Annotated in this window: 20 protein-coding genes; 9 read left to right on the plus strand and 11 right to left on the minus strand. The window is 64.2% G+C overall.

Going from position 1 to position 20,495, the window contains the following annotated elements; genetic code table 11:
* The first annotated feature begins 19 nt into the window (after positions 1-19).
* From FHS69_RS09555 to FHS69_RS09580, 6 genes are all read left to right on the plus strand, one after another.
* Positions 20-283 carry a DUF6489 family protein gene (locus tag FHS69_RS09555; RefSeq protein WP_166777494.1) on the plus strand — a complete coding sequence of 88 codons (264 nt, stop codon included), beginning with the start codon at positions 20-22 and terminating at the stop codon, positions 281-283.
* Positions 284-301: 18 nt separating this feature from the next.
* Positions 302-1,576 (plus strand): tRNA uridine-5-carboxymethylaminomethyl(34) synthesis GTPase MnmE, encoded by a 1,275-nt coding sequence (gene mnmE, locus FHS69_RS09560; RefSeq protein WP_166777495.1) that lies wholly within the window; start codon positions 302-304, stop codon positions 1,574-1,576.
* Positions 1,577-1,649: 73 nt separating this feature from the next.
* Positions 1,650-3,500: a tRNA uridine-5-carboxymethylaminomethyl(34) synthesis enzyme MnmG gene (mnmG, locus tag FHS69_RS09565; RefSeq protein ID WP_166777496.1), complete on the plus strand. Its 1,851-nt coding sequence runs from the start codon at positions 1,650-1,652 to the stop codon at positions 3,498-3,500.
* Positions 3,497-4,129, plus strand: coding sequence for a 16S rRNA (guanine(527)-N(7))-methyltransferase RsmG (gene rsmG / locus FHS69_RS09570; RefSeq protein WP_166777497.1), 633 nt, complete (start codon positions 3,497-3,499; stop codon positions 4,127-4,129). Before mnmG ends, rsmG begins: the two co-directional genes overlap by 4 nt.
* Positions 4,126-4,911 carry a ParA family protein gene (locus FHS69_RS09575; RefSeq protein ID WP_166777498.1) on the plus strand — a complete coding sequence of 262 codons (786 nt, stop codon included), beginning with the start codon at positions 4,126-4,128 and terminating at the stop codon, positions 4,909-4,911. The genes rsmG and FHS69_RS09575 overlap by 4 nt, the downstream gene beginning before the upstream one ends.
* Entirely contained in the window at positions 4,908-5,879 is a 972-nt protein-coding gene (locus tag FHS69_RS09580) for a ParB/RepB/Spo0J family partition protein (protein WP_208380276.1), read from the plus strand. Before FHS69_RS09575 ends, FHS69_RS09580 begins: the two co-directional genes overlap by 4 nt.
* A 56-nt stretch (positions 5,880-5,935) precedes the next feature.
* On the opposite strand, the gene FHS69_RS13845 is transcribed toward FHS69_RS09580, so the two are convergent.
* Positions 5,936-6,904, minus strand: coding sequence for a glycine zipper 2TM domain-containing protein (locus FHS69_RS13845; RefSeq protein ID WP_243844606.1), 969 nt, complete (start codon positions 6,902-6,904; stop codon positions 5,936-5,938).
* Between the two features lie 120 nt (positions 6,905-7,024).
* A complete protein-coding gene (locus tag FHS69_RS09590) occupies positions 7,025-7,507 on the minus strand; it encodes a GAF domain-containing protein (protein WP_166777499.1) in 483 nt (160 codons plus the stop codon).
* A gap of 93 nt (positions 7,508-7,600) precedes the next feature.
* On the opposite strand from FHS69_RS09590, the gene FHS69_RS09595 reads away from it, so the two are divergent.
* A complete protein-coding gene (locus FHS69_RS09595; protein WP_166777500.1) occupies positions 7,601-9,064 on the plus strand; it encodes a PQQ-dependent sugar dehydrogenase in 1,464 nt (487 codons plus the stop codon).
* Here the strand turns inward: FHS69_RS09595 and FHS69_RS09600 are convergent, their stop codons facing one another.
* Entirely contained in the window at positions 9,065-10,804 is a 1,740-nt protein-coding gene (locus tag FHS69_RS09600; RefSeq protein ID WP_166777501.1) for an acyl-CoA dehydrogenase family protein, read from the minus strand.
* Between the two features lie 47 nt (positions 10,805-10,851).
* Here FHS69_RS09600 and FHS69_RS09605 point away from each other — a divergent pair, with 47 nt between their 5' ends.
* Positions 10,852-11,799 carry an L-threonylcarbamoyladenylate synthase gene (locus FHS69_RS09605; protein ID WP_166777502.1) on the plus strand — a complete coding sequence of 316 codons (948 nt, stop codon included), beginning with the start codon at positions 10,852-10,854 and terminating at the stop codon, positions 11,797-11,799.
* Here FHS69_RS09605 and FHS69_RS09610 read toward each other — a convergent pair.
* The 8 genes from FHS69_RS09610 to FHS69_RS09645 form a co-directional block, all read right to left on the minus strand.
* Positions 11,778-12,110 (minus strand): hypothetical protein, encoded by a 333-nt coding sequence (locus tag FHS69_RS09610; RefSeq protein WP_067505054.1) that lies wholly within the window; start codon positions 12,108-12,110, stop codon positions 11,778-11,780. The two genes, FHS69_RS09605 and FHS69_RS09610, sit on opposite strands and share 22 nt — an antisense overlap.
* Before the next feature lie 53 nt (positions 12,111-12,163).
* Positions 12,164-12,967, minus strand: a complete 804-nt coding sequence (locus FHS69_RS09615) for a head GIN domain-containing protein (RefSeq protein WP_166777503.1) — start codon at positions 12,965-12,967, stop codon at positions 12,164-12,166.
* A gap of 95 nt (positions 12,968-13,062) precedes the next feature.
* Complete coding sequence (locus FHS69_RS09620) at positions 13,063-13,806, minus strand: head GIN domain-containing protein (protein WP_166777504.1); 744 nt, start codon at positions 13,804-13,806, stop codon at positions 13,063-13,065.
* Between the two features lie 163 nt (positions 13,807-13,969).
* The gene (locus tag FHS69_RS09625; protein ID WP_050601467.1) at positions 13,970-14,503 is read right to left on the minus strand and encodes a CarD family transcriptional regulator; all 534 of its coding nucleotides are present in this window, start codon (positions 14,501-14,503) and stop codon (positions 13,970-13,972) included.
* Between the two features lie 221 nt (positions 14,504-14,724).
* Positions 14,725-15,507 (minus strand): YihY/virulence factor BrkB family protein, encoded by a 783-nt coding sequence (locus FHS69_RS09630; protein WP_341801736.1) that lies wholly within the window; start codon positions 15,505-15,507, stop codon positions 14,725-14,727.
* A 12-nt stretch (positions 15,508-15,519) separates the two neighbouring features.
* Complete coding sequence (gene fdxA, locus FHS69_RS09635; protein ID WP_067465195.1) at positions 15,520-15,858, minus strand: ferredoxin FdxA; 339 nt, start codon at positions 15,856-15,858, stop codon at positions 15,520-15,522.
* A 50-nt stretch (positions 15,859-15,908) separates the two neighbouring features.
* Positions 15,909-16,199, minus strand: a complete 291-nt coding sequence (locus tag FHS69_RS09640; protein WP_208380277.1) for an RNA-binding S4 domain-containing protein — start codon at positions 16,197-16,199, stop codon at positions 15,909-15,911.
* Positions 16,180-18,711, minus strand: a complete 2,532-nt coding sequence (locus FHS69_RS09645; protein WP_166777505.1) for a helicase-related protein — start codon at positions 18,709-18,711, stop codon at positions 16,180-16,182. The genes FHS69_RS09640 and FHS69_RS09645 overlap by 20 nt, the downstream gene beginning before the upstream one ends.
* A 294-nt stretch (positions 18,712-19,005) precedes the next feature.
* On the opposite strand from FHS69_RS09645, the gene FHS69_RS09650 reads away from it, so the two are divergent.
* Positions 19,006-20,478, plus strand: coding sequence for a M23 family metallopeptidase (locus tag FHS69_RS09650; protein WP_166777506.1), 1,473 nt, complete (start codon positions 19,006-19,008; stop codon positions 20,476-20,478).
* Positions 20,479-20,495: the final 17 nt, after the last annotated feature.

A 20,495-nucleotide genomic window follows, 5' to 3' on the forward strand; every position in this document is an offset into this window, starting at 1 on the left:
CCATAACGGAGAAATCGCCATGAAGGTCCATATCGAAATCGACTGCACTCCCGAAGAGGCGCGTTCGTTCATGGGCCTGCCCGATGTCGGCAAGGCGAACGACGTCTATGTCGATATGATGTCGAAGGCGATGAAGGGCGTGAACAACACCGAGCAATTGCAGGAGTATGCCAAGCAATTGGCACCGATGGGGCAGGCCAGTTTCAAGCTGTTCCAGAGCTTCATGGAAGGGGCCAGCGCTGCGCGCGCCGGCAAGGACCAAGCGAGCAGCGACAAGGACTGATCGAACCGACAACTGACCATGTCCGACACGATTTACGCGTTATCCAGCGGTGCGCTCCCGGCGGCGATCGGTATCATCCGGATAAGCGGTCCGGCGGCGGGATCGGCGCTGGCTTCTCTTGCGGGTGGGTTGCCGCCTGAACGTATGCCGGTGGTACGCAAATTGCGTGACCACGAAGGGGATACGCTGGATGTGGCGCTGGTCTTGTGGTTCCCGGGTCGGCGTACCGCCACGGGGGAGGACCTGGTCGAGCTCCATTGTCATGGGGGCAGGGCCGTGGTCGCCGCGGTGCTCAACGCCCTTGCGGCTATACCGGGACTGCGCGAAGCCGAGCCGGGCGAATTCACCCGGCGTGCCTTTCTCAACGGTCGAGTGGATCTGGCCGAGGCCGAAGGGCTCGGTGATTTGCTTTCAGCTGAAACCGAATTGCAGCGTCGCGGTGCCATGCAGGCGGCGGGTGGAGCCGTCTCGCGCCGGATCGATGAATGGCGCAGCCGGGTTCTTGCGCTGGCCGCCGCGGTCGAGGCGGTTATCGACTTTGCGGACGAAGACGATGTTGCGGCACTCCCCGATGATTTCACCGCGAAGGTGGCGCAACTTGCGGGCGAAATCCGACAAGTGGCTGCGCGACCCGAAGCGGAGCGTCTGCGCGATGGTGTTCGGGTTGTCCTGGCCGGTCCCCCAAATGCAGGAAAGTCTTCGCTCTTCAATGCACTGCTGTCCGACGATGCGGCAATTGTAACCGACGTAGCCGGAACCACGCGGGACGTTCTCGAGCGACCGATCGCGCTTGGGGGCGTCCCCTTGATTTTGATCGATACGGCTGGAGTTCGGGACGAGGGTGCTGAGGCAATCGAGGCCATAGGTATCGAGCGCGCCCGCCGGGAGATCGCCGAGGGGCACCTTGTGCTATGGCTCGGTGCACCCGCGGACGCGCCAGAGGGTTCCATCGTGATCCGGGCGAAGGCGGATTTAGACGACAGTTCGGATCTCGGGGATGGCCAAGCGGTTTCGGTGGTAACCGGTCTGGGGCTACCGGAGTTGATCGATACGCTAATTGATCGGGGAAGGGGGGTCCTGCCGCCCGTCGACAGGATCGGTTTCAACCGCCGACAGAAGCAATGCGCGTTGGAGGCCGCTGCCTGCCTCGACCAGGTCGATACCCGATCGGACCTGTTGATCGCAGCAGAGAATTTGCGATTGGCAAGATTTGCGCTCGATCGTTTGGTCGGCCGCGATTCCACGGAAGAGATGCTCGATGCCCTGTTCGGACAGTTCTGTATCGGCAAGTAGTAGTGCGAGCCGGATGTTTCACGTGAAACACAGCTTTGACCCGCAGCGTTTCGAACGTTAAAGCGCGCTCACAATGCACAATTTTGACGTTCTTGTAGTCGGCGGCGGCCATGCCGGGGTCGAAGCGGCCTGCGCTGCTGCGCGGATGGGTGCGCGGACGGGCCTCGTTTCGCTCGACCTTACCAAAATCGGCGCCATGAGCTGCAATCCGGCAATTGGAGGATTGGGAAAGGGGCACCTTGTTCGGGAGATCGATGCGCTCGACGGGATCATCGCTCGCGCAGCCGATGCCGCGGCCATCCATTATCGCATGCTCAACCGTTCGAAGGGCAGTGCGGTCTGGGGACCCCGCGTGCAGGCAGACAGACAGCTGTTCCATGCGGCGGTACAAAATGCAGTCCATACGCAAGAATCGCTCGAACTGATTGCGGGCGAAGTCGCTGCGCTGCGCCTGGACGGGGGGCGTGTAACCGGAATCGAGCTGGCCGATGGTGGTGTTATGGAATCGCCTGCAGTCATTCTTTGCACGGGCACATTTCTTGGCGGGACGCTATTCCGAGGGGAAGAGAGGTTCGTTGGCGGACGCATCGACGAAGGTGCGGCACACCGCCTAGCGCGCCAATTGCGCGAGGCGGACCTTCCGATGGAGAGGCTCAAGACCGGAACGCCTCCGAGGCTGGATGGCCGGACGATCAACTGGGCGGCGCTTGAGGAACAGCCTTCGGATAATGAAAACTGGACGATGAGCTCGCTGAGCCGGGCTCGGTCCAATCCGCAGGTGTTCTGCGCCATCACGCGAACCAATAAGCAAGCGCACGATATCATCCGCGCCAATCTCGACCGCTCACCGCTGTTCTCCGGAGCGATCGATGCCGCCGGGCCGCGCTATTGCCCGTCGATCGAGGACAAGATCCACCGCTTCGGCGATCGAGAGGGGCACCAAGTCTTCCTCGAGCCCGAGGGGTTGAGCACCGATCTCGTCTACCCCAACGGAATCTCCACCTCGCTTCCCGTCGATGTCCAACTTGGCATGCTGCGTGCGATGGAGGGGCTGGAGCGGGTCGAGATGCGTGTGCCCGGCTATGCCGTCGAATATGACCATGTCGACCCGCGGGCTTTGCGTTCGACATTGGAACTGCATGCCATCCCGGGGCTCTACTGCGCAGGCCAGATCAACGGAACCACCGGTTATGAGGAAGCGGCGGCGCAGGGGCTTGTTGCCGGAATGCATGCCGCTGGAAAGGTCCTCGGGCGCGAGGTCGCTGATCTGGATCGCGCAAATTCCTACATTGCGGTCATGCTCGACGATCTGACCCTGCAAGGTGTCACGGAGCCCTATCGGATGCTGACGTCCCGTGCCGAATACAGGCTCAGGTTGCGGGCCAGCAATGCCGACACCCGCTTGACTCCGCTCGGTATCGAGTGCGGCATCGTTGGCCCTCGGCGCACGGAATGGTATCGTCGCCGGGAAGAGCGCAGGCAGCAATACACATCCGAGTTGTCGCGCCCTATCCATGCAAAGGACCTTGAAGCTGCAGGGTTTCACGTGAAACGTGATGCGGGTGCCAAACCGGCATCAGACTGGTTGGCCGCCGGTCATGTCGATCTGGTCAGGCTGTCGCCCTGGCTCGACAGTGTCGATCCGACTGATCCGCTCGCCACAGAGCTGGCCGAGGACGCGTTTTACGCACCCTATCTCGCTCGCCAGAACTCCGAACTGGCCGATCTGCGCCGCAGCGAGGATCAGCGCCTCGCCCCCGACTTTCCATTCGGGCAAGTCCCCGGCCTGTCAAATGAGATGATTGAACGGCTTTCCCAAGCGCGCCCGGAGACCTTGGCGGCTGCCGGCCGGATTCGCGGCGTGACACCTGCTGCTTTGGCAGCCCTTCTCGTTCATGCGCGCAAGTACGAAGCTGCAGCATGATTGCGAGCGAGACCGACGCCCGCGCCTATGTGGTTGCCCGTTCCGACGCACAGGCAATCGAGCGGCTTGACGTATTGGCGAGTGAACTGACGGCTGAAAATCAGTCCCAGAACCTGATCGCCAAAGCGACGCTGGATTTCATGTGGCAGCGGCACATTGCTGATTCGGCACAATTGCTTGAACATGCACCGAAGGACTTGAGCGAGCCGTGGCTCGATTTGGGCAGCGGCGCGGGTTTCCCGGGACTCGTTATCGCGGCAATGCGGCCCGCATTCGAGGTGGTTCTGGTGGAATCGCGCAAACGCCGGATCGAATGGCTCGAGCGTGCGGCTGCAGCTATGGGGCTCACCAACTGTCGCGTTGAGGGTGCGCGTTTGGAGAACGTCCAGAGCTTCGAAGTCGCGGTAATCTCGGCGCGTGCCTTTGCGCCCCTCGATCGGCTTCTCAATTTATCCGCACGCTTCTCCACAAAGCGAACGCATTGGGTGTTGCCCAAAGGCCGTTCGGCAGCGCAAGAAGTAAAGGCACTGCCAAAGCACCGCCGGTCCATGTTCCACGTGGAACAATCGCAGACCGACCCGGAAGCAGGCATCATTGTCGGACGCGGCCAATGGAGCGCCAAAGCATGATAACGATCGCTATAGCCAATCAGAAGGGCGGGGTCGGCAAGACCACCACTGCGATCAATATCGCAACGGCCATGGCGGCGACGGGGTGGAAGACGTTGCTCATCGATCTCGATCCTCAAGGCAACGCGTCGACGGGTCTGGGCGTGGCGGGCGCAGATCGCGAGACCACGAGTTACGACCTGCTGCTTGACCAAGCAACGCTGGTGGAAGCTGCGCAGCCAACCGAAATTCCCGGGCTCGACATCGTCCCTGCTACGCAGGATCTTTCCGGCGCAGAAGTCGAACTCGTGTCGGTTGACGACCGAACCCGGCGCCTCTCGGACGCGCTGGCACCGCAAGCCGGGTCCTCAGGATATGACGTGTGCTTCATCGACTGCCCGCCATCGCTCGGTTTGTTGACGTTGAACGCGCTTTGCGCTGCGGACACTCTGCTCGTTCCGCTCCAGTGCGAATTCTTCGCCCTCGAAGGTCTCAGCCAGTTGTTGCAGACCGTCGAGCGCGTTCAGCAGGGTTTCAATTCCGATCTCGGCATTGTCGGCGTGGTTCTGACCATGTTCGATCGCCGGAACCGCCTGACCGACCAGGTCGCCGACGATGTGCGCGATTGCCTTGGGGAGCTCGTTTTCGACAACGTCATCCCACGCAATGTGCGTCTTTCGGAAGCCCCCAGCCATGGCATGCCAGCCTTGGTATACGATCACACCTGCCCCGGCAGTCGCGCCTATATCGGCCTTGCGCGCGAACTGATCGGACGCCTGCCAGAGAAAAGGAAAGCCGCATGAGCGACACTTCGGACAAGCCCGAGATGCGGCAGATCGATCGCAAGAAAAAGCTCGGCAAGGGCCTTGGGGCTTTGCTGGGCGAAACCCGGCGCGAAGAGCCACTTGTGCGCTCCGACATATCGACAGCAGAGGCTGGGAACGGCGCAGCAGCGGCGCGCGAAGGGCATGTCGAGGGGCTTGCATCGATCCCGGTCGCGCATATCGAGCCGTTGCCAGGCCAGCCCCGCACACATTTTGACGAGGAAGGGCTGGATTCGCTCGCCTCGTCGATCGCGTCGCGCGGGGTCATTCAGCCGATCATCGTATCGCCCTTGGGAAAGGGTCGCTACCGGCTGGTGGCGGGCGAACGCCGCTGGCGTGCCGCGCAACGCGCGCGGCTGCATGAAATCCCTGCGCTGATTCGCGAGCTCGATCAGCGTGAAGTGATGGCGCTGGCCCTGATCGAAAATTTGCAGCGCGAGGATCTCAATCCGGTCGAAGAGGCGCGCGCTTATCAGAAGCTCTCCGAGGACGAGGGCATGACGCAGGCGGAGATCGCCAAGCTGGTCGACAAGTCGCGCAGCCACGTGGCGAATTTCCAGCGGCTGCTGGCGTTACCCGACACCGTGCTTGCCTTTCTCGCCGAAGGCTCGCTCACCATGGGCCATGCGCGTGCCTTGGTCGGCCGCGATGAAGCCGCCGATCTTGCGAAGAAAGCGGTTTCCGAAGGTCTGTCGGTGCGCGAAATGGAAGCGCTTACACGCAAGCCTCGCAAGCGCTCGCCTGCGTCCGAGAAGGCGGGATTAACCTCCGAGCCGGGCGCGAATGCCGATATCGAAGCGGTTCAGGGCCATCTCGAGGAATTTCTCGGCATGCCGGTGAAGATAACCACCGACACCAGTCCGAACAGCGGGGCGGTCACCATCCGCTTCCGCACTCTGGATCAATTAGACCTTATTTGTCAGCGCCTTACCGGCGGAGATATTTGAACCGCCGTTCGGCGAATCGTGGAGCTTGCAGCGTCTGTCGGTCCGCGTACCTGGCTTCAGTTGGCCGGAGTGCCGTCGCGATAGACCGCTCTCTGCGGAACCTCGACCGTCACCGGTAGCAGCATGTACTGGCCCGGCTGGCTGTAGGCGACGCTGCCGGCAGAGGCGGTTGCCTGCCTCATATAGTCGTCGAGATAAGCCTGGCATTGCGCCGCGCTGTCGGAGCCCGCGCGTTTCCGGCTCTCCAATGCGTCGCCAAGCAGTGCGCCGCCCACTGCGCCCGCACCGGCCCCGATCAGCGTGCCTGCCGTCCGGCTGCCGGAGCCGGCGATGCGATTGCCCAGCAATCCGCCGGCTGCGCCCCCAATGAGTGCACCGAGAATCTCGCCGCGCTCACTCTCGTTTTCATAGGTGTCGAGCCGCGCACGGCATTCCTCGAGCCACGTCGCGCGATCGAACTGCACGAGTTGTGACCCGGCCGGGAGGTAGACAGAGTTTGCGGAATTCGGCGACTGTTGTGCGGTCGAACCGACAGAGGGACGGGCCCCCGTATAGATCACCCGCGATGCACCACCAGAGACGGGCACACCTTGTTGCGCGGGGTAGACGTAAACGACCTGCGGGGGCGACTGGACGTAGACATAGGTCGGCTGTTCGGCCTGCATGGTTGCGGCAGGCGCACGCGCGGCGATGGTGCGCGCGGCTGGCAGCGGGGCGTCGGCTTCGATCGGTGCTTCGTAAGTGTAGTATTCATCCGCCGAGGGATCGATCGCCTGGATCGTCGGCTTGCTCACGAACTGGGGAGTGGGTTGCCGTGCAGGGATGACGCGTGCCGCCGGCGCAACCGTTTCGCCAACCGGCTTGGCGACCGTCTCCGTTACGACATCGTCATCGAGTTCGGGGAGCGGCTGCGCATATTCATACTCGCCGGTCTCGTAGGACATCGATTGCTGCGCCCCGAGCGGCGCCGACGCGAGCCCGACGGCGGAGAGGGCGAAAATCGAGGTTGCGGCGCGGACGATCATGCTTCTTGCTCCTGAATACCTCGCGGCAGCGCCATCGAGGAATGTCTGGACACGGTGGTAGCAGCCTCACGGCCTATGGCAAAAGCCGCGCCAAGCCTGTTCCGCCATGGTGCAATCCGTTCAAATCCGCTTGGCGATGGCCGCGGCGAGCGCCTCGATACCTGCTGCGTCCTCGGCATCGAAACGCGCCTTGGCCGGACTATCGAGATCGATCACGGCGATGACTGTGCCGTCCCGCACCACCGGTACGACCAGCTCCGAATTGGTCACGGCGTCGCAAGCAATGTGGCCCGGAAAGGCATGGACGTCCTCGACAAGCTGCGTCGCCGCATCCTTCGCGGCGGTCCCGCAAACGCCCTGACCCATCGGGATCCGGATGCAGGCAGGCCGCCCCATGAACGGACCGAGGACCAGCTCATCCTCGACGACCCGATAGAAACCCGCCCAGTTGAGCTCGGGAAGGAAATCCCACAGCAAGGCTGCCATATTGGCCATATTGGCGACGCCATCCGGCTCGCCCGCGGTGAGCGCCTCGGCGGCGTCGACGAGTTGGCGGTAGGCTTCGGGCTTGGGCGTATCCGCCGCGGGTCGGAAATCGAACATTGCGGGCATGTAGCGCGCGCCCATCTGGCTTCAAGTGCTGTCAAAGCCGCTCACCCATTGCCGGGATGCCGCTGTGCGCTTATTCGCTGACGCATGAGCATACTCAAGAAGCTGGGCATCGCGCTCCTCGTCATCCTGCTGCTGGCCGTCGCCGCCGGATATTTCCTGACCCGGGGCGACACTGCCGATGTCGCGTTCGATGAAACCGTGGGCACCGACCCCACACTCGACGAACCCGAGGAAGAAAGCATTCCCACTGTGGCGATCGCCGAGCCCGTGGGGTGGGCCGACGGCGAATTGCCCCTCGCTGCCGAGGGGCTTGTCGTGAACCGTTTTGCCGACGGACTCGATCATCCCCGCACGCTACAGGCGCTGCCGAACGGCGATATCCTCGTCACTCTGACCCGGGCGCCCAAGCTCGACACGGGCGAGGGCGGCAATTGGCTGCGCGACCTTGTTGCGGGCTTCCTTTTCCGCAAAGCCGGTGCGGGCGGCGGAAGCGCGAATGAACTCGTGCTGCTGCGCGATGCAGATGGCGATGGCGTCGCCGAAGGACGCTATACCCTACGTGATGACCTCGATTCGCCTTCGGGCATCGCATGGGGCGACGATACGCTTTACGTCGCCAACCACGATGAAGTGCTTGCATTCGATTATGCGCTCGGCGGTACCGAACTGACCGGGCAAGGGCGCAAGATCGCCGACCTCGCCGAGGGAACCGGTCACTGGATGCGCAATCTCGCGCTGCATCCCGATGGCGATCGGCTGTATGCCGCGGTCGGGTCGAAGTCCAACATCGGCGAAGACGGGATGGAGATCGAGCAGGGTCGTGCGCTGATCTGGGAGATCAATCTGGAAACCGGCCGCCAGCGGGTTTTCGGCGCAGGGTTGCGCAATGCCAACGGCCTCGACTTCAGCCCCTGGTCGGGTGAGTTGTGGACCACGGTGAACGAACGCGACATGCTCGGTTCGGACCTCGTTCCCGACTACCTGACCAATGTCCCCGTTGGCGTCCATTACGGCTGGCCGTGGATCTATTACGGTGACAATTTCGACCGCCGCGTCAAATACCCGATCCCGCAAGCGCTAAGCTATGTACGGACCCCCGAATACGCGCTTGGACCGCATGTGGCCGCGCTGGGCCTGGTGTTCAGCCAGGGCGGGGCAAAGATGGGCGATAATTTCGCCAGCGGCGCATTCATCGCGCGGCACGGTTCCTGGAACCGCAAACCCCCATCGGGTTACGATGTCGTCTATGTCGCCTTCGACGAACGCGGCAATCCGACGGGCAAGCCCGTTCCCGTGCTGACAGGCTTCCTAAAGGATGACGGCACGACACGCGGACGCCCGACCTGGGTGGAATGGGCAGCAGATGGATCGCTGCTGGTGACCGACGACACGGCCGGCATCGTCTGGCGCGTCGTCGCCCCTGAAGCGGCCGCGCAGCCCGGGATCGAGCGAATCACGGGCGAACGCTTGCCGCCGCAGCGCGAATTGCGGGGACAGGCGGCGACCTTCGGCGAGGACGATTTCGCCCGCCGGGTCGCCGCCGAATAGTCAGCCGATGAACTGCTCTGCGGAAAGCGCGTAGAGCGGTTCCGCGCCGGCGGTTGCGGAAGCCTTGAGCCCCGCAGCCTCGGGTACGACGCGGTCGAGGAAGAAACGCACGCTGGCCTGCTTGGTCGCCGCAAGGCCGGGCGCTGCGCCCCCCTCGACAGCGCGTTTCTGGCGCAGCAACTGCCAACCCGCCACGGCCACTGCGAACATAGTGCAGAACGGCACCGAGCCGGCAAGCCGGTCATCGAGGCTGGCTTCTTCGCGCATCCACAGGGCTACGCTCTCGCAATCCGCCGCCAGCGCCGCCAGACCAGACTCCTCGCCCGCGTCACGCGCGATATCGGCAAGCACGGCGGTCAGTGCCTCCCCACCATCCATACCGAGCTTGCGCGTGACCAGATCGGCCGCCTGGATTCCGTTGGTGCCTTCGTAAATCGGCGCGATCCGCGAATCGCGCCAGTGCTGCGCCGCGCCTGTTTCCTCGACAAAGCCCATTCCGCCATGGACCTGCACCCCGAGGCTGGCGACTTCGATCCCGATGTCGGTGCCCCAGGCCTTGATCAGCGGGGTCAGCACTTCGCCGCGTGCGCGTGCAGCGGAATCGCCCAGCGTCCCGCGATCGACCTGGCCGGCGGTATAGTAGAGCAGCGCACGCGCGCCTTCGGTCAGCGCCTTCATGCGCAACAGCATACGGCGCACGTCCGGGTGCTCGAGAATCGCCACCGGGGCCTTGTCGGGCGAGCCGGCGCGGGCCGACTGGATGCGTTCACGGGCATACATCTGCGCCTGCTGGGTGGCGCGTTCGCCGATCTGGACGCCCTGATTACCGACATTGATCCGCGCGTTGTTCATCATCGTAAACATCGCCATCAGGCCGCGGTTCTCCGCACCCACCAGTTCGCCGATGCATTCGTCATTATCGCCATAGGACATGACACAGGTGGGCGAGGCGTTGATGCCGAGCTTGTGCTCGATGCTGACGCAGCGCACATCATTGTATGCCCCGGGCGAACCATCGGCCTTCACATGGTATTTGGGCACTACGAACAGCGAGATGCCGCGGCTGCCTTCGGGCGCATCGGGAAGGCGCGCGAGAACGAGGTGGATGATGTTCTTCGCCAGATCGTGCTCGCCCCAAGTGATATAGATCTTCTGGCCCTTGATGCGATACTTGCCCGCGTGTTCGCCGTCTTCGATGAGGTGGGCGGTCGTGCGCAGCGCGCCGACGTCCGATCCGGCCTGCGGTTCGGTGAGATTCATCGTCCCCGACCATTCACCGCTCACCAGCTTGGGCAGATATTTCTGCTGGAGCTCGGGCGAGCCGTGATGCTCGAGCGATTCGATCGCGCCGACACTCAGCATCGGGAGCAGGTTGAACGCCATATTGGCTGTTCCGAGATTCTCGAGCACGTTGCAGGACAGCGTGAAGGGCAGGCCCTGGCCGCCAAACTCTGTCGGACCCGAGATCGCGTTCCAGCCCTGTTCGACATAGTGCTCATAGGCTGCGGCGAAGCCGTCGGGCAGCGTGACAACTCCGTTCTCGAGCTTTGCGCCCTCGAGATCGCCAACCCGGTTCAGCGGCGCCCATTCACCCGCGGCGAATTCGCCGATACCACCGACGATGGCCTCGACCATGTCGGGCTCTGCAGCGGCGAACTTTTCCGATTGGGCAAGCTCTTCGATCCCGGCGTTTACGCGAATGGCAAGCAGCTGGTCCTGGGTGGCGGGGGTATAGGTCACTTCGGTTCCTCTTGGCTTTGTCGGGCACGCAGATATAGCGCGCGGGCATGAGCGGCAAATACGCTACGGAAACGCTTCGCGCCAACCAAGCAGGCATTGACCGTGCGGGAGATATCCTGCGCGGCGGCGGGCTCGTCGCGCTGCCGACCGAAACGGTATACGGGTTGGCGGCGCGTGCGGACAACGCGGCAGCGGTCGCGCGCATCTATGAGGCCAAGGGACGACCCAGCTTCAATCCGCTGATCGTTCACGTGGCCTCGCTCGAACAGGCGCGTGCATTCGCTATGTTCGACGCGCAAGCTGAGCGGCTGGCGGCACAACACTGGCCGGGCCCCTTGACGCTTGTCCTGCCACTGCGCGAAGGCAACGGTCTCGCCCCGGCGGTGACAGCCGGGCTCGATACGGTCGCGCTGCGCATGCCAGCGCACCCCGTCATGCGTGCGGTGCTCGGCCGGAGCGGTCTTCCGCTCGCGGCGCCTTCGGCCAATCGCAGCGGCTTCATCAGCCCGACGAGTGCAACGCACGTCCTGGCATCGCTCGATGAACGGATCGAAGCGGTGCTCGATGGCGGCGAATGCGAGCGGGGCGTCGAGTCGACGATTGCCGCGATACGTGGGAACGGCCGGGTCGAAATCCTGCGCCCGGGACCGGTACTGCTATCGGCCGATGCATCGGCGGGCAGTACGATCGAGGCGCCCGGGCAGATGGCGAGCCACTATTCACCCGGCAAGCCCATGCGGCTCGATCTCGCTGAAGTTGCGCCAGACGACTTCGTGATCGGATTCGGGCCGGTGCAGGGGGACTGCTCTCTGTCCGAAAGCGGTGATCTCGCGGAAGCCGCGTCGCGCCTCTATGCGTGTTTGCACGCTGCGGCGCTGTCGAAGAAGCCCCGCATTGCGGTCGCGCCGATACCTGCGCAAGGTATCGGGGTGGCCATCAACGATCGGCTGCGCCGCGCGGCAACGCCTCCCGATCAGTCCTCTTCGGGCTCGTAGGGGATCGACGGGATGATCTGCTGCATCTCGGCATAGGTGTCGCGCGCGTCGTCGCATGCGCGCCGATCGCCATCCTCGCAATCGTCGAGCTGCTTTTCGTAGTCGCGCTCGAGTTTGGCCAGGCGCTCCTCGCGGCGGCGAATTTCGCGGCCACGCTTCTCGTCGGCTTCCGACTGGCTGGTCGTCGCCAGATCGACGCCCTTGCTGACTGCCCGTACCGGGGCTGTGGCCACATCAACCACGGTCTTGGCCAGGCATCCGCCCAGCGCGGCGCTGGCAGGCAGCAGAAACATAAGGGCTAGGCGACGCATCCGAAATTCCTTCCGCAGCGCGCCTAGCCCATAATGACCGGAGCGTCGAACGCTCAGTCCGTTTCCTCGACAGTGGTAGCGCTTGCGGCTTCGCTCTCGTCGGACGCTTCGGACGTCTTGGTAGCCGCAGGGCGGCAGCGTAGCTTGCCCGAGCCCATCGAGCTGACCGTGCAATCGGCATTGCCATTCACGGTGACCGTACCCGAACCCATGATTGACGCCTCGACGGGGCCGTCGGAAGCGAATTCGGCATCGCCCGAACCGGCGATCGACACTTCGGCGCGGTCGACCTCGAGGTTGGCCATCGCGGCCTTGCCGGAGCCCGCAACCGTCAGGTCGAGCGATCCGGCACTGCCCGAGGCGGTGATGTCACCCGACCCCGCAATCGTGAGATCGAGCGATTCCGCTTCCAGCCGGGCAATCTTCACTGTTCCCGATCCGGCGACGGTCACATTTGCTACGCCGCTCATCCGTTCGGCGTCGATATGGCCCGATCCGGCGAGGACCAGCGTGGTCAGGCTGGGTGTGGTGACGCGGACGGTGGCGATACCCGACCCCTTCCAGTCGCTCTCACGGCTGATCGCGAGCGTTTCGTCGCTCAACGAAAAGCGCAGCGCGGCGACCGCGTCGGCATCGCCCGAAACCTCGATGTCGAGATCGTCGCCTTCGGTCACGACGACGCGGTCGGGGCCCGCCAGAACCAGTTCGGTCGGCGGTTCGCCGCTCATGTCGAGTTCGGCGAGCGGCACGCCGTCATCGCCGCCGATCGATATGTTCATTCCGTCACAACCTGAAAGCAAGGCTGCACCAGCCAGCATCCCAAGCGGCGCGAGCGCCTTCACAATTTTCTGGATCATCGCGGTCCGTTCCTATGTAGCGGCAGTCCGTGTTGCTGACATAATACAGCGCGTATCATTCATCAAGGTCATGATCGGATCGTCACTTCACAGCGTCAGGCAGAGCAGGTCAAGCGACCCGAGCCCGTGCGGGTCTGCTGGCAATCGGTGGTACCCACAACCTCGGCACTGCCGCTCCCGGCGATATTGGCCGACACGCGGCCATTGGCCGATAGTCGCGCATCGCCCGATCCGGCGAGCGTCAGGCTGGCATTGCCCAGCCGTAGGCCGCGTGCCTCGATTGCGCCGCTTCCCGCGATACTGATGCGTGCATTTCGGGCGTTACCCGAGGCGACGAGATCGCCCGATCCGGCGATTGTCGCCGCGAAATGCCCAGCGGAGAGACGGTCCAACTCGAGGCGACCTGAACCGGCCACTGTAGCGGCCGTATGATCACCATTGAGCCCGTCTGCGGCGAGCCTGCCCGATCCGGCGAGCGCAACTGCATTGACATTTGGTGCCGTCACCTCGATCCGCGCGCTTCCTGGTAGCGGGCTAAGCCGCCAGCGGCGGCCCACGGTCAGCGCGCCATTCTCGATGACGAACCGAAGGTCGGCCAGGATCTCGGGATCTCCGGATGCGCGGATTTGCCATCGCTCCCCGTGGCGAACGGCCATCTCGTCCGATCCCGTCAACGTCACCGCGTTGAATCTGTCGGTCGCCTGCCAGTCCCGAGCGATCGGCTTGCCCTCATCGAGCATCGAGCGATGCGAGAGGTCGGGATGGGCAATCGCGGCGGGGGGAACAATCGCGAGGGGGAGGGCGCAGGCGAGCGCGGCGTAGGCAATCGGGCGTATCATGGCGGATCTCCGGACAGGGGCCGCCAAGCCTATTCGCAAACGGAGATCGATCCAGTCCGTTCGTCGACAAGCGTAATCGACTTGTGGATTGCCCGGATAGTAGAGCACGCAAGAAAAAGGGGCGGTCGAAGCCGCCCCTTTCCCGATCCGAAAATCCTTACGCTCAGGCGTCTTCGGTGTTCTCGTAATACTGCGGCGCATGTTCGCGCAGCACGTCAAGGATCTTCTCGAGTGCAGTCGGCTCGTCCGTTTTCTCCATCGCCGCGAGTTCGCGTGCGAGGCGGCTCGAAGCAGCTTCGAAGATCTGGCGCTCCGAATAGCTCTGTTCGGGCTGGTCGTCGGGGCGGAACAGGTCGCGCGTGACTTCGGCGATCAGGACGATCTCGCCCGAATTGATCTTCGCTTCATATTCCTGCGCGCGACGGCTCCACATGGTCCGCTTGACCTTGGGCTTGCCCTTGAGCGTTTCCATCGCTTCCTTGAGCGTCTTGTCGCTCGACAGCTTGCGCATGCCGATCGATTCGACCTTGTTGACCGGAACGCGCAGAGTCATGCGTTCCTTCTCGAAGCGCAGAACATAGAGATCGAGCTGCATGCCGGCGATTTCCTCGCTCTGCAGTTCGATGACACGGCCAACGCCGTGCTTGGGGTAAACAACGTAGTCGCCAACGTCGAAGGCATCAGCCTTGCTTGCCATGCAATCTATCCTTTCGTCCGGACCGGCCTGAGCGGATTGCAGCGTCGTCGAAACCCTTGGCCGCGTCCCGCTTGCGGGATCGCGGTCGGGTACCGATTGTGACGTTGCTGGTGGCCTGCCCTTTCAATACTCACAGCTGGCCGGGAGCAAGCCGGCGCAGTTGTTGCATTATATAGCACACCATACCGGATATTGCGAGTCTGCGGCGATTCGCGGGCAGTTCAGCGCGACCGCTGCCGGACCTCGACCAGTTCGGCGCCTAGCAGCAGAGCATATCCGCTCACCCAGAACCAGGTGATCAGCGCAAGCACCGCGCCCAGCGCACCATAGGTGGCGTTGTAGGATCCGAAATTTGCAGCGTAGAAGCCGAAGGCCGCGGTCGCGCCGAGCCACAACACCGCAAAACCGATCGCGCCCGGCCAGATGGCCGACCAGCCCGCGGCCCTTTCGGAAGGTGCGTAGCGATAGAGCAGGGCGGCAGCGCCACTCGCAAGCACGGCGAGAAAGACAAGGCTCGCAATATTACCCGCCGATCCGCCTAGCTGACCGAGCGAAGCTGCGCCGATACCCGCGACGACCAGTCCGCCAACGCCGGCAAAGGTAATCGCCAGAGCCACCAGATTTCCGCCGATGAAGCCACGCGATTCGGACAGGTTGAAGGCCAGGTCGAGCCCGGTCATCAAGGAACGAGCGCCGCTGCGCGCGCCGAATACGGCTATTGCCAGCGACAGGACGAGTCCCAGTCCCTGCGTGTTCGCTGGCCCATCGGAGACGCTGCGCAACTGGTCGCCGATCAACCCGGCGGCGGACGCGGGAAGGCTTTGCGCGAGCAGGGCGATATGCGCTGCTACCGTTTCGCCATCGACGAACAGACCATAGGCGAGCACGAGGGCACCGAGTGCGGGTACCAGCGCCAGCAGCGCATAATGCGCGATGCCCGCAGCGAGAATGCCGATATTGTCGTCGCTTGCAGCGGCCCAGGCCGCTTTCAGGTCAGCAAACACGTAAGCGCGCGATCAATCGCCCTCGCCAGGCTCCGGCGAGAAGTACTTGTCGAACTTGTCTTCTTCACCCTTGTGCTCGTCGGCATCCGCGGGCGGTTCCTTCGACTGGGTGATGTTGGGCCATTCGGCGCTGAACTTGGTGTTCAGTTCGAGCCATTTCTCGAGATTGTCCTCGGTATCGGGCAGGATCGCCTCGGCCGGGCACTCGGGTTCGCACACGCCGCAATCGATGCATTCGCTGGGGTTGATGACGAGCATGTTCTCGCCCTCGTAGAAACAGTCGACCGGGCAGACCTCGACGCAGTCGGTGTACTTGCACTTGATGCAGTCATCGGTGACGACATAGGTCATGGGTAGTGTAATCCCTCGAAGAATGGTCCTGTTGGCGCTGCTAGGGGGAATTATCCGTTCGGGTCAAGCTCCCGATAGCAAGCACTTGCGTCGCGCGGCGGGCCACGCCTTTCGGGAACGCTGAGGATTTCGATCAGCCGTACGCCGTCGCCAAGCGGCAGGGTCAGGACATCGCCCACCGCCACATCGCGCGAACAGCGGGTAACCCGGTCGCCATTGCGCCGGATGTGTCCTTCCTCGACCAGCCGGTGTGCGGCGCTGCGCGTGCGCACGAAGCGCAAATAGCACAGCAGCCGGTCGATCCTCACCTGCGGCCAGCCGTCAGCGGACCAGATCCGCAAGCGCGGCAAAGGCGTTGCCTTCGCGCGGCTGCGCCGGCTTCTGGCGCTCCTGCTTGCGGCGCGCGGGGCGCCATTCCCATTGATCGGGACGCGGCGGCCCGAATTGGCCTTCGGGTAGCTGCCGTGCCTTCTGAACCCGGAAACCGGCATTGCCGAGCAAACGCGCGATATTGCCTTCCTCCAGCCCGATCGAGATGGGCAGCGCGAGATCGAGCACGAACTTGCGACGCCGATCCTTGGCCTGGGCCTTGGCACGGGTTTCATGCGCCGCGCGCAGGATTTTCTCGCCGAGGTCGATGCGGATCGCCTGCGTTCCCGCGTGGCGATAGCCCGATGGCAGCTTCTTCGTATCGGCGATTACCGGTAGCATCGCGTCCTGCAACGGGCGGCGATCGACGCCGAGCGCATTGAGCAATTGTCGCGGCGCGGGCTTGAGCAGGGCCGGCGCGAAAATGTCGAGCGCACCGAAGGTCACGCCGATCTTGCGCAGGAAGGGGCGCATTTCCTTGGGCAGGTGTTCGATGCCCGCGCGTTCGCGGGTCACGAAGCCATGCCCCGCAATCAGATTGAGCAACAGCGCACGCGCCTGCGATCCGGCATCGGGATTGCTCGCGGCATGATGCATCTTCTCGAGCGGCTGGAGCGGTTCGAGCGTTTTCTCGAGCCAGCTTTCGAGCGCGGTCACGAGCTTGCGGCGCGCGCCCTCGGGCAGCGCCGAAACTTCGCGCGCGGGCTTCAACACGGGGATCGCAGTACCGTCGCGCTGCTCGAGTTCGGCTAGCGTCTCGCCCTTCCACGAAAGCTTGCCGCGCTTGAGCTCGATCTCGCCCAGATCGCTTGCCGCCAGTGCCTCGGCTCGCTCGCCAAGCAGTCGTGGCAAGGCCTTCTCGGCAGCGGCGAGCAGCATGCGCCGGTCTTCATGCCGCGCGGCAGGATCGACGACGAAGCGCAGCCCCTCGACATGGCCGAGAGTTTCGCCTTCGACGGAAACTGCCCCGTCATCGCTCATTTCAATCGGCAACATGCCTGCATCCTGTCCCAACGATTTCATCAGGATCGCCGTCCTCCGGTTTACGAATCTCTCGGTCAGTCGCGCATGCAGCGCATCCGACAATTTGGCTTCGACGGCGCGCGCTCGCGCAGCCATCTCGTCGCGGGCCATTACCCAGTCGGGCCGCTGACAGATATACGCCCAACTGCGAATCGCGGCTATGCGACCCTGCAGCGTATCGATGTCCCCGGCCATGTTGTCGAGTTCGCTGATGCGCGCGGCCACGTAATCGGCACCGAGATAGCCCTGTGCGAGATCCTGCCACAGCCGCGCGACGAAACGCGCATGGACGTCCGGGCCGCGCTGCCGGAAGTCCGGCAACGAGCAGGCTTCCCAGAAGCGCCGCACCTTGCCCGCACCGCGAACGGTATCGGCGATCGGTTCGCCTGCCAGCCGCTTGAGCGTGGCGAGGTCGATCGCTTCCGGAGCGAGCCGCAGTGCGGGATCGGACGGCGGTGTCTCCAAATCGGCGATCAGCCGGTCGAGCGAATCGAAGCGGGGCTCGGGTTCGCGCCAGTAGAGATGCGTAAGCGGCGCGAAGCGGTGCTCCTCGATCGCATAGACTTCTTCCTCGGTGAATTCGGGAGCCGAGCCGTGCTTGTTCATGCCCGCCGGCGTGCCGAAGGTTCCGTCGCGCTGGTGGCGTCCCGCGCGACCGGCAATCTGCGCCATCTCGGCAGGGAGCAGGCGGCGCATGCGCACGCCGTCGAACTTGGTCAGGCCGGCGAAGGCGACGTGATTGACGTCGAGATTAAGCCCCATACCGACTGCATCGGTAGCCACGATGTAATCGACCTCGCCGTTCTGGAAGAGCGCGACCTGCTTGTTTCGCGTCTCGGGGCTAAGCGCGCCCATCACCACCGCCGCACCGCCGCGGAAGCGGCGCAACATTTCGGCCACCGCATAGACCTGTTCGGCGCTGAAGGCGACGATCGCGCTGCGCGGGGGCAGCCGCGAAAGCTTGCGCGGGCCGATATGCGTCAGCGTGGAAAAACGCGGGCGATCGGAGATCTCCGCTTCGGGTACCAACTGGCGAACCAGCGGTTCGAGCGTCGCGGCGCCCAGCAGCATGGTCTCTTCACGGCCACGCGTATTGAGCAGTCGGTCGGTGAAGATATGGCCGCGTTCGCGATCGGCGCCGATCTGCGCTTCGTCCAGCGCCACGAATGCCGCACCCGCGCCGTCGCGCGGCATCGCTTCGGCGGTGCAGCACATGTAGCGCGCACCCTTCGGCTCGATTCTCTCCTCCCCGGTAATCAGCGCGACCGCATCGTCGCCCTTGATTGCCCGGACGCGGTCGTAGACCTCGCGCGCGAGCAAGCGCAGCGGAAAGCCCATGCAGCCGCTCGAATGCGCTGCCATGCGCTCGATCGCCAGATGCGTCTTGCCGGTATTGGTGGGTCCGAGGACCGCCTTGATCGCGCTACCCTGCACCGCGCCTAGGTGGCATTCCGTGCGCATGCGCGCAACCATATCGGGATCACTCGGCTCGCTTCGCCGCAGCGGCGACTCGCATAGTCGCAAGTTAAGCCCCTCTTTACTTTGTTTCGGCAGGAAGAAGCGGCAAAGGGCTGCGCAGGGTCGCGCCCGCACGCGAAGGCGCCGGGCGACCGGACAGAAGGGACACGCGACGTGTACAGGTCCCCCGCGGACACAGATCATTCCGGAGACGTAAACGCCAGCGTTGGCGCGGCCGCGCTCGCGCACGACCAGATCATCGATGCCCCCGGAGTCCCGCGCTTCTCCTGGCGCATAATGCGTGACCAGCTTTCGGGCCATTTCGCCACTCTCGATCTGACGCCAGACCTCGGCTGCGATATCGGCAGCAAGCGCTGGCTGCGCGGTTTCGGGACCTTTCTCGGCTTGGGTGCGGTTGCGCTCGCGTTCTGGCCGAACTTCGCGCCGCTCGAGGCTGCCCCCGCCGCGCATCTCGACGATGCCGTGCGCGACGAATATCGCGCGCAGATGATCATGCCGCTGGCGCTCGGTGCGGACAGCGGTCGGCGCATGGGGGCCACTGCCCTCGTTGCGCCGCTGGCAGCCGCGCCCGAACGTCCGACGCTGGAAATGGTCGTCACTCTGGCGAAAGGCGACAGCCTCGAACGGATGCTGCGCCGAGCCGGGGTGGGGCGCGATGACAGCCAGCGCGTCACCGATATGGTCGGAGCGGCCATCCCGCTAGACGAGCTCGAACCCGGGACGACGTTCGACATCACGCTGGGCCGCCGCACCGCTGCCGGCGCACCGCGCCCGCTGCAATCGCTGGACTTCCGGGCGCGCTTCGATCTCGAGCTCGGTATCGGACGTTTCGACGAAGGCGGCGATCTTGCCCTGACCAAGAAAGTGATTCGCGTGGACGAGACGCCGCTGCGGATCCGCGGCACCGTCGGCAGCAGCCTCTACCGCTCGGCGCGCGCCGCGGGGGCACCCGCCAGCGCCGTGCAATCCTATCTCAAGACGCTCGGTCAATATGTGAACCTCGATCGCGATGTGCGTTCGAGCGATACGTTCGACTTCATCGTCGCGCATCGTCGAGCCGCCACCGGTGAGCGGCAGGCAGGGCAATTGCTCTATGCCGGGCTCGAACGCGATTCCGCGCCGCGGGTACAATTGATGCGCTGGGGCGAGGAGGGCGAGTTCTACGAAGCTTCGGGTGTTGGAGAACAGCGCGGCGGCCTGATGGCACCGGTCCCCGGGCGGATCAGTTCGCGTTTCGGCATGCGCCGCCACCCAATCCTCGGCTATCGCCGCATGCACGCCGGGCTCGATTTCAAGGCGCGCCACGGGACGCCGATCGTCGCGGTGACTGACGGCCGCGTCACCGGGGCGGGGCGGATGGGCGGCTGCGGCAACGCGGTGCGCCTGCGGCACGACGGCGGGATCGACACGCGCTATTGCCACATGAGCCGGATCGCGGTGAACCGCGGGCAGAGCGTGCGCCGCGGGCAGGTGATCGGCTACGTCGGTTCGACCGGCCTGTCGACCGGGCCACACCTGCATTACGAGATGTACCGCGGGGGACGGGCGATCGACCCGGCCTCGGTCCAGTATGTCACGCGTGCGCAACTCTCGGGTGCCGAACTGAAGCGCTTCAAGGATGCGCTTGCGCGGATCAAGACGGTCGCGCCGGGGGCGGCGCTGGCCGAACTCGAGCAGACTGCGACCGAAGTTGCGGCCGAGGAACCCGAACGCGAGATCGACAAGCTGGCCGCTCCGCGCAAGGGCTGAGATTGCACCGCGCGTCC

Source organism: Qipengyuania flava (assembly GCF_011762005.1).
In the GTDB taxonomy this organism is placed as follows: domain Bacteria; phylum Pseudomonadota; class Alphaproteobacteria; order Sphingomonadales; family Sphingomonadaceae; genus Qipengyuania; species Qipengyuania flava.

Excerpts from the sequence above, each read along its gene's own strand:
- FHS69_RS09555 (WP_166777494.1), top strand. The coding sequence starts at position 20 with ATGAAGGTCCATATCGAAATCGACTGCACTCCCGAAGAGGCGCGTTCG.
- mnmE (WP_166777495.1), top strand. The coding sequence starts at position 302 with ATGTCCGACACGATTTACGCGTTATCCAGCGGTGCGCTCCCGGCGGCG.
- mnmG (WP_166777496.1), top strand. The coding sequence starts at position 1,650 with ATGCACAATTTTGACGTTCTTGTAGTCGGCGGCGGCCATGCCGGGGTC.
- rsmG (WP_166777497.1), top strand. The coding sequence starts at position 3,497 with ATGATTGCGAGCGAGACCGACGCCCGCGCCTATGTGGTTGCCCGTTCC.
- FHS69_RS09575 (WP_166777498.1), top strand. The coding sequence starts at position 4,126 with ATGATAACGATCGCTATAGCCAATCAGAAGGGCGGGGTCGGCAAGACC.
- FHS69_RS09580 (WP_208380276.1), top strand. The coding sequence starts at position 4,908 with ATGAGCGACACTTCGGACAAGCCCGAGATGCGGCAGATCGATCGCAAG.
- FHS69_RS13845 (WP_243844606.1), bottom strand. The coding sequence starts at position 6,904 with ATGATCGTCCGCGCCGCAACCTCGATTTTCGCCCTCTCCGCCGTCGGG.
- FHS69_RS09590 (WP_166777499.1), bottom strand. The coding sequence starts at position 7,507 with ATGTTCGATTTCCGACCCGCGGCGGATACGCCCAAGCCCGAAGCCTAC.
- FHS69_RS09595 (WP_166777500.1), top strand. The coding sequence starts at position 7,601 with ATGAGCATACTCAAGAAGCTGGGCATCGCGCTCCTCGTCATCCTGCTG.
- FHS69_RS09605 (WP_166777502.1), top strand. The coding sequence starts at position 10,852 with ATGAGCGGCAAATACGCTACGGAAACGCTTCGCGCCAACCAAGCAGGC.
- FHS69_RS09610 (WP_067505054.1), bottom strand. The coding sequence starts at position 12,110 with ATGCGTCGCCTAGCCCTTATGTTTCTGCTGCCTGCCAGCGCCGCGCTG.
- FHS69_RS09615 (WP_166777503.1), bottom strand. The coding sequence starts at position 12,967 with ATGATCCAGAAAATTGTGAAGGCGCTCGCGCCGCTTGGGATGCTGGCT.
- FHS69_RS09620 (WP_166777504.1), bottom strand. The coding sequence starts at position 13,806 with ATGATACGCCCGATTGCCTACGCCGCGCTCGCCTGCGCCCTCCCCCTC.
- FHS69_RS09625 (WP_050601467.1), bottom strand. The coding sequence starts at position 14,503 with ATGGCAAGCAAGGCTGATGCCTTCGACGTTGGCGACTACGTTGTTTAC.
- fdxA (WP_067465195.1), bottom strand. The coding sequence starts at position 15,858 with ATGACCTATGTCGTCACCGATGACTGCATCAAGTGCAAGTACACCGAC.
- FHS69_RS09645 (WP_166777505.1), bottom strand. The coding sequence starts at position 18,711 with ATGCGCACGGAATGCCACCTAGGCGCGGTGCAGGGTAGCGCGATCAAG.
- FHS69_RS09650 (WP_166777506.1), top strand. The coding sequence starts at position 19,006 with ATGCGTGACCAGCTTTCGGGCCATTTCGCCACTCTCGATCTGACGCCA.